17 protein-coding genes are annotated in these 16,471 nt (G+C 36.8%); 13 read left to right on the forward strand and 4 right to left on the reverse strand.

Going from position 1 to position 16,471, the window contains the following annotated elements:
- The first annotated feature begins 190 nt into the window (after nt 1-190).
- Nucleotides 191-466: a YlbG family protein gene (locus tag AC625_RS07160; protein WP_049680666.1), complete on the forward strand. Its 276-nt coding sequence runs from the start codon at nt 191-193 to the stop codon at nt 464-466.
- A 217-nt stretch (nt 467-683) separates the two neighbouring features.
- Here AC625_RS07160 and AC625_RS07165 read toward each other — a convergent pair whose 3' ends face one another.
- Nucleotides 684-1,073: a DUF7147 family protein gene (locus tag AC625_RS07165; protein WP_049680667.1), complete on the reverse strand. Its 390-nt coding sequence runs from the start codon at nt 1,071-1,073 to the stop codon at nt 684-686.
- Between the two features lie 634 nt (nt 1,074-1,707).
- Between AC625_RS07165 and rsmD the strand changes: the two genes are divergently transcribed.
- Complete coding sequence (gene rsmD / locus AC625_RS07170) at nt 1,708-2,286, forward strand: 16S rRNA (guanine(966)-N(2))-methyltransferase RsmD (RefSeq protein WP_049680668.1); 579 nt, start codon at nt 1,708-1,710, stop codon at nt 2,284-2,286.
- Nucleotides 2,287-2,772, forward strand: a complete 486-nt coding sequence (gene coaD / locus AC625_RS07175) for a pantetheine-phosphate adenylyltransferase (protein ID WP_049680669.1) — start codon at nt 2,287-2,289, stop codon at nt 2,770-2,772.
- A gap of 115 nt (nt 2,773-2,887) precedes the next feature.
- Here coaD and ylbJ read toward each other — a convergent pair whose 3' ends face one another.
- On the reverse strand, nt 2,888-4,096 hold the full coding sequence (gene ylbJ, locus AC625_RS07180; protein WP_049680670.1) for a sporulation integral membrane protein YlbJ: 1,209 nt from the start codon (nt 4,094-4,096) through the stop codon (nt 2,888-2,890).
- A gap of 204 nt (nt 4,097-4,300) precedes the next feature.
- On the opposite strand from ylbJ, the gene AC625_RS07185 reads away from it, so the two are divergent.
- On the forward strand, nt 4,301-5,098 hold the full coding sequence (locus AC625_RS07185) for a patatin-like phospholipase family protein (RefSeq protein WP_049680671.1): 798 nt from the start codon (nt 4,301-4,303) through the stop codon (nt 5,096-5,098).
- On the forward strand, nt 5,088-6,113 hold the full coding sequence (locus tag AC625_RS07190) for a SepM family pheromone-processing serine protease (protein WP_049680672.1): 1,026 nt from the start codon (nt 5,088-5,090) through the stop codon (nt 6,111-6,113). Before AC625_RS07185 ends, AC625_RS07190 begins: the two co-directional genes overlap by 11 nt.
- Before the next feature lie 115 nt (nt 6,114-6,228).
- Here the strand turns inward: AC625_RS07190 and AC625_RS07195 are convergent, their stop codons facing one another.
- Nucleotides 6,229-7,440, reverse strand: coding sequence for a nucleotidyltransferase (locus AC625_RS07195; protein ID WP_049680673.1), 1,212 nt, complete (start codon nt 7,438-7,440; stop codon nt 6,229-6,231).
- A 520-nt stretch (nt 7,441-7,960) separates the two neighbouring features.
- On the opposite strand from AC625_RS07195, the gene AC625_RS07200 reads away from it, so the two are divergent.
- From AC625_RS07200 to AC625_RS07210, 3 genes are all read left to right on the forward strand, one after another.
- Nucleotides 7,961-8,482 carry a YceD family protein gene (locus AC625_RS07200; protein WP_049680674.1) on the forward strand — a complete coding sequence of 174 codons (522 nt, stop codon included), beginning with the start codon at nt 7,961-7,963 and terminating at the stop codon, nt 8,480-8,482.
- 70 nt (nt 8,483-8,552) lie between these two features.
- On the forward strand, nt 8,553-8,726 hold the full coding sequence (gene rpmF, locus AC625_RS07205) for a 50S ribosomal protein L32 (RefSeq protein ID WP_028392959.1): 174 nt from the start codon (nt 8,553-8,555) through the stop codon (nt 8,724-8,726).
- A 656-nt stretch (nt 8,727-9,382) separates the two neighbouring features.
- Complete coding sequence (locus tag AC625_RS07210; protein ID WP_049680675.1) at nt 9,383-10,000, forward strand: RsfA family transcriptional regulator; 618 nt, start codon at nt 9,383-9,385, stop codon at nt 9,998-10,000.
- Nucleotides 10,001-10,146: 146 nt separating this feature from the next.
- On the opposite strand, the gene AC625_RS07215 is transcribed toward AC625_RS07210, so the two are convergent.
- Nucleotides 10,147-10,614 carry an N-acetyltransferase gene (locus AC625_RS07215; RefSeq protein WP_049680676.1) on the reverse strand — a complete coding sequence of 156 codons (468 nt, stop codon included), beginning with the start codon at nt 10,612-10,614 and terminating at the stop codon, nt 10,147-10,149.
- 788 nt (nt 10,615-11,402) lie between these two features.
- On the opposite strand from AC625_RS07215, the gene AC625_RS07220 reads away from it, so the two are divergent.
- The 5 genes from AC625_RS07220 to rsmH all read left to right on the forward strand — a co-directional run bounded on the left by AC625_RS07220 (nt 11,403) and on the right by rsmH (nt 16,468).
- Nucleotides 11,403-12,287, forward strand: a complete 885-nt coding sequence (locus AC625_RS07220; protein ID WP_049680677.1) for a 2-dehydropantoate 2-reductase — start codon at nt 11,403-11,405, stop codon at nt 12,285-12,287.
- 1 nt (nt 12,288) lies between these two features.
- The gene (locus AC625_RS07225) at nt 12,289-12,675 is read left to right on the forward strand and encodes a DUF3397 domain-containing protein (RefSeq protein WP_049680678.1); all 387 of its coding nucleotides are present in this window, start codon (nt 12,289-12,291) and stop codon (nt 12,673-12,675) included.
- 129 nt (nt 12,676-12,804) lie between these two features.
- A complete protein-coding gene (gene bshC, locus AC625_RS07230; RefSeq protein ID WP_049680679.1) occupies nt 12,805-14,433 on the forward strand; it encodes a bacillithiol biosynthesis cysteine-adding enzyme BshC in 1,629 nt (542 codons plus the stop codon).
- 628 nt (nt 14,434-15,061) lie between these two features.
- Nucleotides 15,062-15,493: a division/cell wall cluster transcriptional repressor MraZ gene (gene mraZ, locus AC625_RS07235; protein ID WP_049680680.1), complete on the forward strand. Its 432-nt coding sequence runs from the start codon at nt 15,062-15,064 to the stop codon at nt 15,491-15,493.
- A 42-nt stretch (nt 15,494-15,535) separates the two neighbouring features.
- Nucleotides 15,536-16,468: a 16S rRNA (cytosine(1402)-N(4))-methyltransferase RsmH gene (rsmH, locus tag AC625_RS07240; protein WP_049680681.1), complete on the forward strand. Its 933-nt coding sequence runs from the start codon at nt 15,536-15,538 to the stop codon at nt 16,466-16,468.
- Nucleotides 16,469-16,471 lie beyond the last annotated feature (3 nt).

Below are 16,471 nucleotides of genomic sequence, written 5' to 3' on the forward strand. Positions count from 1 at the left end.
TTGAAAAAAAAGGAACCGCTATGCTACACTTAATTAAACCTAGTTTGAATTTTTCGTAATTTGGAGAAACGTATCAGGGCTGAATGGTTGATTCATTGTAAAACCTTTAAATTAGTCACATTAATCAATTAATTTACGATAAAACTACTATTGATGGAATTTTGTCAATAAAAAAGGAGCAATAATAAAGATGTTTGGAACACGACAAGCTCTTATTGTATATTTACATACATTGAAACAAGCTAAAATGCTTCGGAAGTTTGGCAATATTCATTTTGTCTCTAAAAAAATGAAATACGTGGTCATATACACAAATATGGACGATATTGAAACATTGTCTCAAAAATTGAATAGCTATTCGTTTGTAAAAAAAGTTGAAGTGTCCTATAAGCCGTTTTTGAAAATGGAATTTGAGAATTCTAAGCCTGACAAAGCGAAAGAATATGATTATAAAATGGGAATCTAAAAAAGAGCCAGCTCATAATAAAATTTGAGCAGCTCTTTTTTTAATGAATAAAGTACTTGTTTTTTTATGAGGTTTGGTGCCAAACATAATCAGCTTAACTTATTGTAGAAAAGATATTTGCCAAAAATTAGACAAAGTCCCCCTTCGCGGCTCAATTCCTATTTACTTTACAAGCCTCCCAAGACGCTTTCGCTTACCGTAGAATAAGCATTATTTATTATTGTAAAGCTGGTAAGTATCTGTTCATGCGCAGAATCCCGATAAGATGTTGATAATAAAGCCCGATATCAGCGAATTGGTTGGAATCTTTAACCTGTAATTCAATGATTGTTTTATTTAACTCAGTAGCAAGATCAAAAAAAAGTTCGTATCGTTTATTCGCTTTATGATTTGGATTTGGAATGCCTTCCCTGCAGACATATAGTGGTTGAAAGTCACCAGGATGTGTTGGCTTTAAAACGATTACAAGTGAAGTAATGGGTTTATCGTCTAAATGGGTATGTAGAGCAAGCAGATGGACAACTCTATGTTTGTTTGATTTTCCGATTTCCAGCAATTCATATATATCTGAATAACCATTTCCAAGCTCGATAAATCGTTGTATCAATTCAATCGCTCCTTCGTTTTTTCATCTTCTTTACTTTATCATTTTAAAAAGCGTATGTAAAAAGTAACTAAAACAATCATGAACAAAAGAGCAGCTGCAAGAATTAATAAAAAGCTGGTTCAAGAGAAAGGGAATAAGTTCTCGATGAATTCTCTTCAAAGGTACCGAGATGTAGACAAACTTTTTCTTGAAAAACAGACTTGAGGATTTTGCTAATATCCAATTACTATTTGAAATTATATGTACAAAATATAAAAAAACCTGCAGAGCATACTCTGCAGGGTCCTTCTATTTCCTTTATAAAAGGAAGAAGGAAAAGGGAGAGGAGAAACCGGAGGAAGGTCTTATGGGGAAATGTAAGACTTCTCCGCGGTTGGCAACAACACCTACGAAAGTGATGTTGTTACTCTTATTATCACCAAATATATCCTTCTTATTCAAACCATTAAAAAATTTTTCACCTAACTTGTTACATTGTTCTAACCGTTAATATTTAGCAAAGATAAAAGTAGTACTTTATTTGGGTATATGAGCAAAATAGACTTGGAGCTCTTTATGTAAAGTGTTGGCTTACATTTTTGAATATGATAGGATAAATGAGAAATGAAATTAGTTGAAAAATGTGGTGGAATATATGAGGGTTGTTTCTGGAACATGTAAAGGAAGACCATTAAAAGCTGTATCAGGGACAGGGACACGTCCTACAACAGATAAAGTAAAAGAATCTATTTTTAATATGATCGGACCGTATTTTGATGGCGGGCAGGTACTTGATTTGTTTGCTGGAAGCGGTGGACTTGCGATTGAAGCGTTAAGCAGGGGTATGGAAAAGGCCATTTTGGTAGATCGCGATTACCAATCATTTCAAACAGTGAAAACTAACCTTGAAGCATGCGGATTTACAGATTGCTCAGAGGTATATAAAAATGATGCTGAGCGTGCCTTGAAGGCCATTATAAAACGTAGTCTATCTTTTTCGCTGATATTGCTTGATCCTCCTTATAAGCAGCAAAAGTTAGTGAAATTGCTTGAAATGATTCATGATGCAAAGATTCTTGAAGAATCGGGTGTCATTGTCTGTGAGCATGGCAATGATGTTGTGCTTCCTGAAAATGTGAATGATTTAGTTAAATGGAAACATGAAAACTACGGAATCATTTCTGTATCAATATTTAGATGGGGAAATACCCGTGGTGGGCAGGAGGAATTGTAGATGGGGAAAATTTCTATTTGTCCAGGTAGCTTCGATCCAATTACACTCGGACATCTTGATATTATCCAAAGAGCTGCAAGAGTGTTTGATGAAGTAAATGTAGTCGTTTTAAATAACAGCTCGAAAAAATCGCTGTTTACAGTCGATGAGCGTCTTGGATTAATTCGTGAAGTTACGAAGCATATTCCAAATGTTAAAGTTGATTACTTTCAGGGTTTAACAGTAGATTATGCCAAAAGCGTTCATGCAAGTGCAATTATCAGGGGGTTAAGAGCTGTATCTGACTTTGAATACGAAATGCAGATTACCTCCATGAACCGTGTCTTAGATGAGCAAATTGAAACTTTCTTCATTATGACCAATAATCAATATTCCTTTTTAAGTTCTAGTATTGTGAAAGAAGTAGCAAAATATGGTGGGAATATTACAGAGTTAGTACCAGCAGTGGTTGCACAATCACTGCGTGAAAAATTTGCTAATCAATAAAAATGTGGATGAACAAAAAGCGTCGAACCTTATTGTGTAAAAGATTAGAAAACTTATCTATTACATGTGTAAGAGTTAGACAGCTCTTGTTCATCCTCCTTTTTGAACACGCACTTCAATGTACAAGGTTCCTCTTAAATCCGATGAAGAGATAGAGTGTCAAAAATGCAATTGTAATTAACGGACCATAATCCATCATTTTTTCATAAAGATGAATGCCATTGTCATTCATCATAAAAACGGGATTGGAGTTTGAAGGCTGTCCATTTAAGCCGATTTTTTCGTAGATGGGTTTCCAAAGAATAAAGGTAAAAGCAGCAGCCAAAAAACCGTGAACAATTCGAGCGAAGAAAAACGGTGAAAAACGAATATCGGTTTCAGCTAGGATACTCGCTACTTGAGCTTGGATGCTAAACCCACTAAAGCCAAGAATAAAGCTTGTAACAATGGCCTTCTGCATGAGAGTTGCCTGTTCGATACCGCTCGTCATTTGAGAACCAAGGGTTATCTCGGAAAGACCAGAAATGAATGCTATGCTCAATTCTTCTGGAAAATGAAGTGTATGTAATACGATGATAACTCCTTGTGCAAGAAAGGTAGTGATATTCATGTGAAATAGTAATTTATTTATTACAGAGAATAAAATAATAAATCCGCCAATCATTAATAAAGTGTGGATGGAAGAAAGTACAGCGTCACCGAGTAATTTACCAAGTGGTCGCTTTTCGTTCATCCGCGTCCGATGCATTTGCTGAAGTGCAGTCTTAATGGAAGGCGTCTTTTTATGATAGGAGTTCAACTTCTCTTCATCTTTTCCGTAAAATCTCATCATAAGCCCAACGCAAATATTCCCTAAATAATGAGAAAGCGCAAGCATAATACCAAGACTAGAGTTATGAAAAAAACCGACGGATACTGCCCCAAACATAAACAATGGACTTGAGTAATTAGTAAAAGACACAAGCCGTTCCGCTTCGATTCTTGAGAGTTGCTTTTCTTGACGCATTCTTGCTGTATACTTGGCACCAGACGGAAATCCGGATGCCATACCCATTGCTAAAACAAATCCCCCAACCCCTGGAACCTTAAAAAGGGGCCGCATTATTGGTTCGAGAATAACACCGATAAATTTAACCACCCCAAATCCAATGAGTAATTCTGAGATAATGAAAAATGGCAGCAAGGATGGAAAAACGATTTCCCACCACATATTCAATCCTCTAATAGACGCTTCAAAAGCATCTTCAGGAAAGGTAATTAAACCTATAGCCATAATGATTGCTGAGGCAGCTAATACGATTGTTTTGATTTTTGTTTTAAACAAAATCCGAGCCTCCTTAAAAGGGAATATGCTATGCACTCATTTAGAGAAATGATAAATTAGGTATAATATGTAAACTTATTCGTTGCAAGAGAGTAATCTTGTCCACCTAGATACACAATATGCACATAAGCCTGCAATTAAGACCATAACTTTGATAAGAAGTATGAAATAACTAGATTGTTCAAAGAAAGGGGGAAGTTTGCTTTGAGAGAACCGAAAATCGGGCTGGCTCTTGGTTCAGGTGGAGCTCGAGGATTTGCTCATTTAGGAGTTATAAAGGTTTTAAAGGAGGCAGGCATATCGATTGATATGATTGCTGGCAGCAGTATGGGGGCGTTAGTTGGATCTTTTTACGCGGCAGGATCAGATGTAGAACGGTTATATCGGTTATCTAAAGCATTTAAAAGAAAGTATTATTTGGATTTTACTGTTCCAAAGATGGGGTTTGTCGCGGGGAAGAAGGTGAAAGAGCTCATTCGAGTATTTACATATAACAAAAGGATTGAGGAATTGGATATTCCGCTTGCGATTGTTGCCACTGATATCAAAAAGGGAGAAAAAGTTGTTTTTCAAAGTGGTCCAATAGCCGAAGCTGTTAGAGCCAGTATTTCTATTCCAGGAATTTTTGTCCCTGAAAAAATTGGTGATCGGTTATTAGTGGATGGCGGTGTTATTGATCGAGTGCCGGTCTCGGTCGTAAGAAGCATGGGGGCTGATCTTGTGATTGCTGTTGATGTTTCTAATGTGAAAAAGGAAATAGAGATTACCTCTATTTATGATGTGATTATGCAAAGTCTCGATATTTTACAAATGGAGCTAACGGAAAGTAGAAAACTTTCATCTGATGTGATGATCCGGCCTCATGTGGAAAATTATAATTCAAAATCATTTACAAATATAAATGAAATAATTACTATTGGAGAAGAAGAAGCAAGATTAAATATCGATAAAATTAAACAGTGCATTGATACTTGGAAGGAGTCTTACAATAATGAGTCGTAAAATTTATATTCGCTCTTTCCTCATAGCGTTAGTCCTGATTGTCGGTTCAACCTTTTATTATTTGCCTTACTATGTAACAAAACCGGGAATGGCGCAGGAACTTGAACCAATTGTTTCTGTAGAGGGTGGTGATAAGGCTGAAGGAAGCTTTATGCTAACTACAATAAGAATGGGGAAAGCAAATATATACTCTTATGCGATGGCAAAGTTCAGTGATTATCAGGAGTTATTTGCTGAAAAGGACATTCGTAGGGATCATGAAAGCGACGAAGAATATAATCTTAGGCAGCTGCATATGATGGACGGATCAAAGAATCATGCGATTCAAGTCGCATATGAAAAAGCAGGAAAATCGATAACTTTTGATTATCATGGGGTTTATGTGCTTGGTGTGATTAAAGGAATGCCTGCTTCAAAAGAATTAAATCCTGGTGATCAGATTATTAAAGTAGATAACTTGAAGTTTCAATCTTCCAAAGAGTTCATTGATTATGTTGCTGAAAAAAAAGAAGGCGACGAAGTTACCATTGTTTATATTCGCAATGATAAAGAAAGAACTGCTAAGATGAAGCTGAAAGCATTTGATGAACAACCGAACAAAGTAGGAATCGGGATTTCGCTTGAAGATGATAAGAGTCCGGTCACAGATCCTATTGTTAAAATTGATAGTGAGCAAATAGGCGGACCTTCCGCGGGACTGATGTTTACACTTGAAATTTATAATCAGCTGACCAAAGGTGACCTTACGAAGGGGTACCGAATCGCAGGGACTGGTACAATGTCTGAAGATGGAACGGTAGGCCCAATTGGTGGGATTCAGCAAAAGATTGTTGCCGCAGATAAAAGCGGGGCGGAGATTTTCTTTGCACCAAATGAACGAGGCATACAAGATTCGAATTACCGTGAAGCCTTAATAGCTGCAAAGGATATTAAAACAGATATGAAGATTGTACCTGTAGATACTTTTGATGATGCACGAAGCTATTTAGAAAGACTACCTAATAAAAACAAATGATGACTCAGTGGGCTTCCTCTTTCAGAGATGAATGAGGGGAAGATCCATTGAGCCATCTTTTTTAGACTATGCTAAAGCGTGTGTGACCGTAATTTTATACGATCTATAAGTAAGTCTATTCATTGACAATAACAGGTGATCCATATTCACGCTGCATTAATAAGTGCTGGTAGGGTTGACTTAGTCCAAGAGCGTAAACTTGAGAAGCACGTATATCAAGTTGGATGGAAGGGTCGTTAAATGCAGATAGCCTGGATATGAGCGGTAAAGGGAGATTTTTTTTGATTTTACGTAAATATTCCCGTCCATTTGGATTCATCCCGAGTAACCTTAAATAGGATGGTGCTTCTTGGAATGCTTGCATATCATCTTTTTTCGTTCTGGTTAATAGGTGAACACACATCCTTTGAATCCTTGTCCATGTATAGCGTTTTGTTTTTAAAAGCGTCATAAATTCATGAAAGGATGAAGCGATTGCTGCCATTTCCTTCATTCTGAACTCGATACCTTCTTCAATCTCATAGATATCGGCAAGTTCTGCCACCGATGCTGAAAGAATTTGATATTTTAGCAACGGCCAGTATTTTTCCCAATCATGAAAAGAATGGTAAACTGTTAAATATTGTTGTAATACCTCTTTTGTCGATTTAGGTACGTATGTAATGATGTCCTTCAAATTTGTTTTATCCGCTATCGCTTTACGAATACCTGTTGCACTGGCGATTGGGCTGTTAGAAAGCTCAGTTTCATGATAGCCTGCTGCAATTCGGTGAATGGTCAATGGTTTAATTTTAAATTGCTTCGATAAGGCTGCTTTTACGTATTCTAGACCAAGAATATTATTTGGCTGAGTTAAATCGAGTACATCTTCATGTCCTTGTAGCTCATTAAATGCTAACGATGCGGCCTTAGGATAACTGCATCCAGCCTTTAGATGGTGACGAACTTTTTCATCAAAATCATCTTTGTTTCCCCTTAAAAATTGATAGGTGAGCATAAAAGGTTCTAGACGGCCATCTTCGCTCCCGAAACAAAATGCATCACAGTCAAGTGTTTCAAGAATACTGATAGCACCTTGAGCGAAAATTCCCGCCTGCTGTGTAGCGAATGGATAGGGCAGTTCAAAGACAAGATCTACTCCTCCAGCAAGAGCCATTTTTGCCCGGGCCCATTTATTCACTAAGGCAGGTTCACCACGTTGGAGGAATGAACCGCTCATGATAGCAATGACTACGTCGGCATTTGCCGCTTGTTTGCTCTCGACTGCATGATATACGTGCCCATTATGAAATGGATTATATTCAACTACGATACCTACTGCTTTCACTTAACTACCTCCTTAAGAATAACCGTATATAGTTCTGTTCTTACTTTATCATGAAAATGAAAGGGCTCCAAATCGCGAAAAATCACAGTTTAGCAAAGTAATGTTTGCATTGCTGTGAAAATTGGATATTATAGTAGGAGTGAGATTCGTGAAACCTGTGAAAACTAGAATGATGAGCAAAGATTAATACATTTGGTTGCTTAGCTGTAGACGCCATCGATTCGAGTCGTTAGTTAATCAAACTGATGGGGGAGAAACCCACTCTCCATGCAGTTTGCTCGCCTTATGCTTATCACTGATAATCGGGCGCCATCCGCATTTCGTGGTGTCTAGCTGCATCGCCTAGCTTCCTGTGAAAAAGATGATTGTCCTAAGAAGGCAAAGGGCGCCATCTTAGTTCAATCCCTATTTTCTTCGGAAGCTAAACAAGGCGATTCCGCATTTCATGGTGTAAAGAAAAAATATTGACAAATGGTAGATAGACAGCTATAATTACCTTTGTTGCCTTGAGGTGATTGATTTGAAATGGACGATTGGCCAACTTCAAAAATTTCGAGATAAAGAATTACGGATAGATGAATTTGTGGATATTTCCGATATTAAGGAAAGAGATTCACAAATTCGCGGTGTATCGCCAATAAAGGTAACTGGAAGAGTTGATATTCACTCATCAGACATTACCTTTCATCTGCATTTATCTGGAACATTAATTCTTCCTTGTTCTCGAACACTGGTAGATGTGAAATATCCGATTGATATTGATACAACAGAAACCTTTATACTTAAAGCGGAGCTTGCTGAATATGCAATGGATGAAGCGACTGCTATTATTGGTGATGTTGTGGATCTTATACCAGTAATTAAAGAAAATTTATTGCTTGAAATTCCGATGCAGGTTTTTTGTGAGGATGTCAATGTTGAAGGCGCTGCTCCTCAAACTGGGGAACACTGGTCTGTTTTGAATGAGGAAGAACAGAAGCAGAAAGTAGACCCTAGACTAGCAAAGCTTGCAAACTATTTTGACAACAATAAAGAATCGTAATGGGGAAACGAGAGGAATGGAATGATTCATTCTTCATTGCTTCTTGACTTTTTATAAGGAGGTGGGAATAATGGCTGTACCTGCTAGAAGAACGTCTAAAACTGTAAAAAGAAAACGTCGTACACACTTCAAATTAGTAGTACCTGGTATGACAGAATGCCCAAGCTGCGGTGAAATGAAACTATCACACCGTATCTGTAAAGAATGTGGAACTTACAATGGAAAAGAAGTTGTGAGCAAATAATTTCTTAAAATAAAAAAACACAAAGATTATTATAATCTTTGTGTTTTTTTATTTTTATGAAAACAGTTCGAGTTGTTTAACTATTCACAGGAATGAGGAACTAACGTTATTACAAGAAGGAATTGACGGTCAATTTCAAGAATACTATTTTATTCAATGAAAGTGAGGTTTAAATACATGACTAGCTGTGTTTTATTGGAAGAGTGCGATGGACTTGGAATTTTAACGCTTATCATAAACCGACCTCAAAAAGAGAAATGCTATTATTTATGAAGTTATGGATAAATTAGATGCAGCCCTAATAACTGCTTTAGAAGATTGATTTTGTGAAATGATGTGCCGAAATTTGAAAAATAAAAGTACATCACAGAGCAGTAGCGAAATTTATAGAAGAATCCTCAAAAAATTAGGTATGATATTTTTTCCCTTCTTCTATCTTTTCTAGCAAGTGCATATGAATATAGTACAGTGAGGTTGACTTGTAATTAATGAGGGTACATCCCTTGCGAGTCGCATTCCATCATCATTGAGTAAAGAAATTGTATAGAAATAAGCCATGTGCAAACTGTTCTTTTAAGAAACAGATTTCTTACCCAAAAAAGTATGAGAGTACACAGTTATGCATAGTGGATAAAAAATAAGTTGGGGGGATTTCAATGTCAATGGCAAGGCAGGATGCATGGACTCAAGATGAAGATGTTCTACTAGCTGAGGTGGTTTTACGTCATATTCGTGAAGGAAGTACCCAGCTCAACTCCTTTGAAGAGGTGGGAAAGAGTTTATCACGAACTGCTGCTGCTTGTGGTTTTCGCTGGAACTCACATGTAAGAAAACAGTATAAATCCGGTATTGAACTGGCAAAAATGCAAAGAAAAGAAAACAAAAAACTACCATTAGTAGCAAAGGTAGAAGCTGTCTCTACAGTGACAGAAACCTCTGTTGACATCCCACAATTACAACCAACTAACTCAACATTTACTATGCAAGATGTTGTCCAGTATCTTACGCTCGTGGCGGAACAAACGTTAAATGATAGTCGCGACAGACAATTGATTACACATGAGTATGATAAACTGCTACGAGAGAACGAAAAATTGAAAAATGATTATAAAAAGCTGTTTGTAAAGCTAAGTTCAGTTGAAGATGACTATAATGCGTTGCTTCAAATTATGGAACGAGCAAGAAAATTAATTGTGTTAGAAGAAGATAAAAAAGAAAAAAAGGTGAAATTCCAGATGGATAAGAACGGAAATCTAGAAAGGGTGGAAAAATAGCTGAAGAAAAGAGGGGACGTTTGCTCTTTGGGAGAAAAATTTTGTGACGGTTGACTCTATATTAAAATCGTTGGAGAAATTTAATTCCGAACATTATAAATAGCACAAGCGGTACTTGATACCTGCTTGTGCTATTTATAATGTTTTTATTGGCTTATAATAGTTTCGGGTGTCCATAATAATGGATTCTCCCCCAAATCTCGATCCATATCATATGAAACTGAACGGAACCCCATTTTATCCCAAAATTTCTCTGATTTAACCCTTGGATTTGTTTTAATTGGCTTTCCGAAGCTTTTCGCGAATTCAACGAGAATCGATCCGTAATGTTTTTGTCTGTAATTCGGTAATACTTCAAGCTTCCATAATTCTAAAAAGTCTTGTTTCGGATCGAAATATTGATCGAACTTTGCTTTTCTTTCGTAAAGGCTCATCCTAGCAACAAGCTTGTCGCCAAAGTAGATTCCATAAAAAGGCGACTCACTATCATTTTCGATAATATTTGTTTCTAAGTCATCCATCATAGATAGCTCTTGAATACCGTATTCTTTGAATTTTTTAAATTCTTCCAGCGTTTTATAATTTACCAATAATCGTTCCACTTTATAATCCATAAAAAAGCTCCCCCTTTTTACCGCAGTTTGTGTGAGTATTAGGAATCTGTGAATAGCGAGTTATTAGCTGAGCTATCAATAGAATTCTGAAAAAGAAACCGCTTTACATGTATTATATAATAGTTAGCGAAACAATTCCCTAGAAAGATACCTAATTAACATAATATAATAAATTATTTGAATTATGTACATTTTTTTAGGTGTGAAAAGGATATAGAGACAGCGAGTCGTATATAAATAAAAAAAATGATTGATAATCCACATGAATGTTCCATCATTTTAGAAAAAAAGTTTCTAGATAAAGAGGATTTCATTCCAAGTGGATGTTAAGTTTGGTAACATAAATGAATAAAGAAATAATCTGGTGTTAAGATGCAACCATAAAATATGAAGGAAGACTTATTAAAAATAGGGAAACCAACTTTAAAAAAGTGATGTGGCGGAGCGTAGCTGCAATTTAGATTTTTACGTTCGTGTTCAACAAGGAGGATAAAAAGAGCCGAGAAGTTCTGCGAGCGATCGTCTCAAACCTTTCGCGTATGTAGTAACGTTGAGGGCCGGGCTTGCACAGGATGTGCTGACTTCTATGTTGCTCGTCATGGACGTGCGCGATTTTAGCAGAAGGTCATTAATATGCTTTGATGCAATTCGCAAGCTTTTTTACCGGACTTTTTGAACATCCTCTTTAATACAAAATCTAGTTTGTCTTTCAATTTAAACGGTAGCGCTGTTTAAGTTAATGATGCACCGTCTCATTTTCCTTCATAAAAAATGAAAGGTAGGGAGCTATGAACATAGGAATAATCGGCGGCGGATCAATCGGCCTCCTATTTGCTGCTTATTTAAGTGATACATATGAGACTACATTATATACAAGAACGAAAAAACAGGCTGATGTACTTATGGAGCTAGGGTTAACTCTTAAAAGAGATGGGTTCACTATGATTAAAAGGGTAAAGGTGGTGCCAATTTCCGAGGGCATTACTTATCATAACTTATTGTTTATAGCTGTTAAACAATATCAGATGGAAGATGTTTTCCCTATTATTCAGGACAGAGAAATGCCACTTGTTTTTTTACAAAATGGATTCACTCACATCAAAATGATGAAAGAGGCGGTTTCAAAAGAAATTTACGTCGGGGTAGTGGAGCATGGGGCATTAAAACAAGGCAATACAACGGTTGAACACACTGGTATAGGAGTGACTCGAATTGCAGTTTATTCAGGTAATCTTGACGATTTTCCATTGTATCATGAGGAAGTAGGTACGTTTCCTTTTATAGCTGAAAAAGATTATCAAGAAATGCTCCTGAAAAAATTATTAGTAAACGCAATGATTAACCCGTTGACTGCCATATTGAAGGTTGAAAATGGTGATCTGATTGAGAATCCACATTTTTATTCCCTGTTTAAAAAGTATTTTGAAGAACTCTCGAATATATTTGAACTTGAAAATAGAGAACATATTTTTTGCCATATTGAACAAGTTTGTCTGGCGACTTCGAAAAATCGTTCTTCCATGTTAAAAGATATCGAATCAGGAAGGAGAACGGAAATTGATGCCATTACTGGTCATATAATGGAGATTGCAATAGAGAGGGGAAAACCATATGAAATGACCGCATTTATATATTCCTTAGTTAAAGGGATGGAAAGTCGGGAGAGTGAGTAACATGGTGTCAATTTTCTCAAGTGTGGCCGCAACTTTCATAACAATGCCTATCCTTGGGTATATCCTTTTTTTTATTGCTATGAAGCAAGTAACCGGAAATCATCGGCGGTCTGTTCAAGTCGCGATGGATATCAGTACCCTTTTGTTTATGCTTTCTGTGCACTATCTCATTATCGCTATCTGGGATCGCCATATTATTTGGGTTCTGCTCTTGGCGATGATTGCGATAGCATGCATTGTAGTAGTTGTTCATTATCGGGTAAAAGGTGAAATTGTTTTTCAAAAAGTATTAAGAGGGTTTTTGAGGCTTAATTTTGCCTTTTTCTTTTGTGTTTATTTTGTCCTTTTACTTTATGGAATATCCACTAGGGTTCTATTAACCTTTTAAATGACAATATAAAGGAACGCTAGAGTTCTTAGAAGTAGACTAGAGGTCGTGGGCAACTTTTTTTGTATTCTGTAGATCTGATGATATACTCAATTTAGAATTGTAGAAGCAGAGAAAGGGAGTACATAAATGGAGTTGAAAGATCTCGCTTTACCGTCACTAAATGCATTTGCTTCAGACTATCTTACTGATCAATTAGAAGTAGATGGATTTTTTCATTACAGTTTATCTGATGATGGAAAGTATAATAAACGATATCAAGAATTGATGTCACGAAATTTTTTTCGTGATGAATTAGCTGATTCCATCGAGAAATATATGGAAAAGTATTCATTGTCGATTTCTGTTAAAGAAAATATAGAAGCATTTCGAAAAGAAGATTCGGTCGTAGTTATTGGAGGACAGCAGGCAGGACTGTTGACTGGGCCCCTTTATACGATTCACAAAGTGATTTCAATTATTAAATTAGCTGAAGAACAAGAAAAGGCATTGGGTAAAAAGGTTATTCCGGTTTTTTGGATTGCTGGTGAGGATCACGATTTAGCAGAAGTGAATCATGTTTATACGTTGAAGAATGGAATTCGGGAGAAAAATACGTATCCATTCTATCATCCTTTTAAATCGATGATTACGGATCTTGAACTAGATACTGAAACAGCGCAGTCTTGGGTTAGTGAAATTATCGAAACATATGGGGAAACAGACTTTACCAATAAATTACTAGCCGATACAAATGAAATCATTAAGCGTTCTACAACCTTTGTTGATTTTTTTGCTTGTTTAATTCATAACTGGTTTCATGATTTTGGCCTTCTGATGATAGATGCTGCTGATCCTGAATTAAGAAAGCTTGAATCAGAGTTTTTTGCGATGTTCATTGATAAGGCAGAGGCTATTACTAAAGCGGTGCACTCGCAGCAGTCTTTTATGCAGCAAAGTGGATATAGTCGAATGATTGAAATTCAAGAAAATGCGGCAAATTTGTTTTACTATGATTCGGAGAAAAAGGATCGGATTTTACTTGAAGTAGATAATGGTATTTTTTCTGGAAAAAATGAGGCAATTTCATTTACTCAACAAGAGCTTCATGAATGTTCTAGAGTAACACCTGAACGATTAAGCAATAATGTAGTAACGCGACCAATTATGCAAGAAATGCTATTTCCAGTGCTCGCATTTATCTCAGGTCCTGGGGAAATTGCCTATTGGGCAGAATTGAAGCAAGCTTTTGAGTTGTTCTCTATGAAAATGCCCCCAATCATTCCGAGGCTAAATATAACGATAATTGAGCGAGGGATTGCCACTGATCTCAACGAGGTAGGGCTTAATTTAGAAACCGTGCTAACAAAAGGGACTAAATCAGTACAGAGTCAATTCCTTCAATCTGTCAAGGATGATACGATCGAGGTATTATTTCATGAAATGAAAGCAAAGTTAAACGAGAATCATGAATTGTTTACCGAAAGAGCCATAAGCCTTGATAAAGGGTTAGACCCATTGTTACAGAAAAACCGGAAATTTATTGAGCAACAGCTTGATTTTATTTATGGGAAAATGAATGAGAGTTCACGTAAGAAACATGAAGTGGTCCTGAATAAATATCAGCGGATTGAAAATTCATTATTTCCGTTCGATGCTCCTCAGGAAAGATTGTGGAATATTTTCTATTATTTAAATAAATATGGTACGGATTTTATAAACGAACTGGTTCAGCAGCCATATACATTTAACAACAAGCATAAAGTTATTTATCTATAAGAGGTTGTTTAATAGTTCGGAAAAAATGACAGTCGAATTTTATCAAAGCCCACAAATGAGTTTCAACTAAAATCGTGTGCATCTTCTATACTTTGCTGCTTTTTATTATTTCTAGTGCAGCTAAATGACCGCAGGTATTAACTGTACATACTTGCAAGACGAAAGGGATTATCATACCTCGAGTTTATCGGACTTTTTGAACATCCACTTTAACGAATCATGATAAAGAAGACAGGCGATTTTTTGGCGCCCGTCTTCTATTTTTTTTGAATGAAGGACATGGGTGCGGGCCTTCGCGATTTATTCATATAGCCAATCTACTTAACAGGTATACCACCTATATGATGGCCGAGAAAAGCATCCAAAATTCCCGCACCGCACCGCCACTATTGTGAGGAGGCGAGTGTAGCGTATTTACTGATCTAACCTTCATAGTAACTGGTGACGTTTTAACACCATTCAGGTTTTGGATGATCGTCAAGGAAAACAACGTTGAAAAGAAGTTTAACTTATAAAAAAACTGGATATTTAAGGAGGAATAACTTACTAAGTACAGAATTTATATAAGTTAAGTGGTGAAAAGTGGAGGAATGTGGTACATTGTTAAAAGAAAGTGGGGGTAGTGGGCATGTTCATGGGTGAATATCATCACAGCATTGATCCGAAAGGGCGTATTATCGTTCCGTCAAAGTTTAGAGAACATCTTGGCGAATCATTTGTTTTGACTCGTGGTCTCGATCAATGCTTGTTTGGCTACCCGATGGACGAATGGCGTCAATTAGAGGATAAGCTGAAGGGCTTGCCATTGACAAAGAAAGATGCCCGGGCTTTTACCCGATTTTTCTTTTCCGGTGCGACTGAATGTGAACTGGATAAACAAGGAAGAATTAATATCCCCACACCACTAACTTCATATGGAAAATTAGAAAAAGAATGCGTCATTCTCGGAGTTTCCAATCGAATTGAGATTTGGAGCAAGACCATTTGGGAAGACTATTTTTCATCATCAGAAGATTCTTTCGCTGAAATAGCCGAGAATATGATAGGCTTCGATATTTAAACGAAGAATCTACATCACTAATCGATTGGAAGGATGTATTACATGTTTCAACACACTACCGTACTACTTAAAGAGACTGTGGATGGATTACATATTAAGCCAGATGGCATATATGTCGATTGTACACTTGGAGGAGCAGGACATAGCGCCTATTTAGCATCTCAGCTTTCGGATAAAGGCAAACTCTACGCTTTTGATCAAGATGAAATAGCCATCAAGAACGCTCATGAGAAATTGAAAGAATATGGCGACAGAGTGATATTAATTCAGAATAATTTTAAACATATTGCAGAAGAACTTTTACAAAGAGGTGTCCATGAAGTGGACGGAATTTTATATGATTTGGGTGTTTCATCTCCGCAGCTTGATACCCCTGAACGTGGATTCAGCTACCACCATGATGCACAACTAGATATGAGAATGGATCAAAGTGCAAGATTATCCGCTTATGACGTAGTAAATACTTGGTCATTCCAGGAGTTAATGAAAATTTTCTTTCGATATGGTGAAGAGAAGTTCTCCAAGCAAATTGCTCGGAAAATAGAGGCAGCTCGTGAAATTAAGCCAATTGAAACGACTGGTGAGCTTGTTGAATTAATTAAAGAAGGAATACCAGCTCCTGCTAGACGTAAAGGTGGTCATCCGGCCAAACGTGTATTTCAGGCGATTCGAATTGCTGTGAATGATGAGCTAGGTGTTTTCGAAGACTCTCTTGAACAAGCTATAGAATTGCTTAAGCCAGAAGGTAGAATTTCTGTCATTACGTTCCATTCATTAGAGGACCGTATTTGTAAATCTGTATTTAAACAGAACAGTGATTTACCGGAAATGCCGCACGGTCTACCTGTCATACCTGAAGAATTTCAACCCATTCTAAAATTAATCACAAGAAAACCCATTCTACCATCGCAAGAAGAATTGGAAGTAAACAATCGCTCGCGTTCGGCCAAGCTGAGGATCGCAGAAAAAAGATAAGGG

Origin of the sequence: Peribacillus loiseleuriae (assembly GCF_001183985.1) — a bacterium.
In the GTDB taxonomy this organism is placed as follows: Bacteria; Bacillota; Bacilli; order Bacillales; family DSM-1321; genus Peribacillus; species Peribacillus loiseleuriae.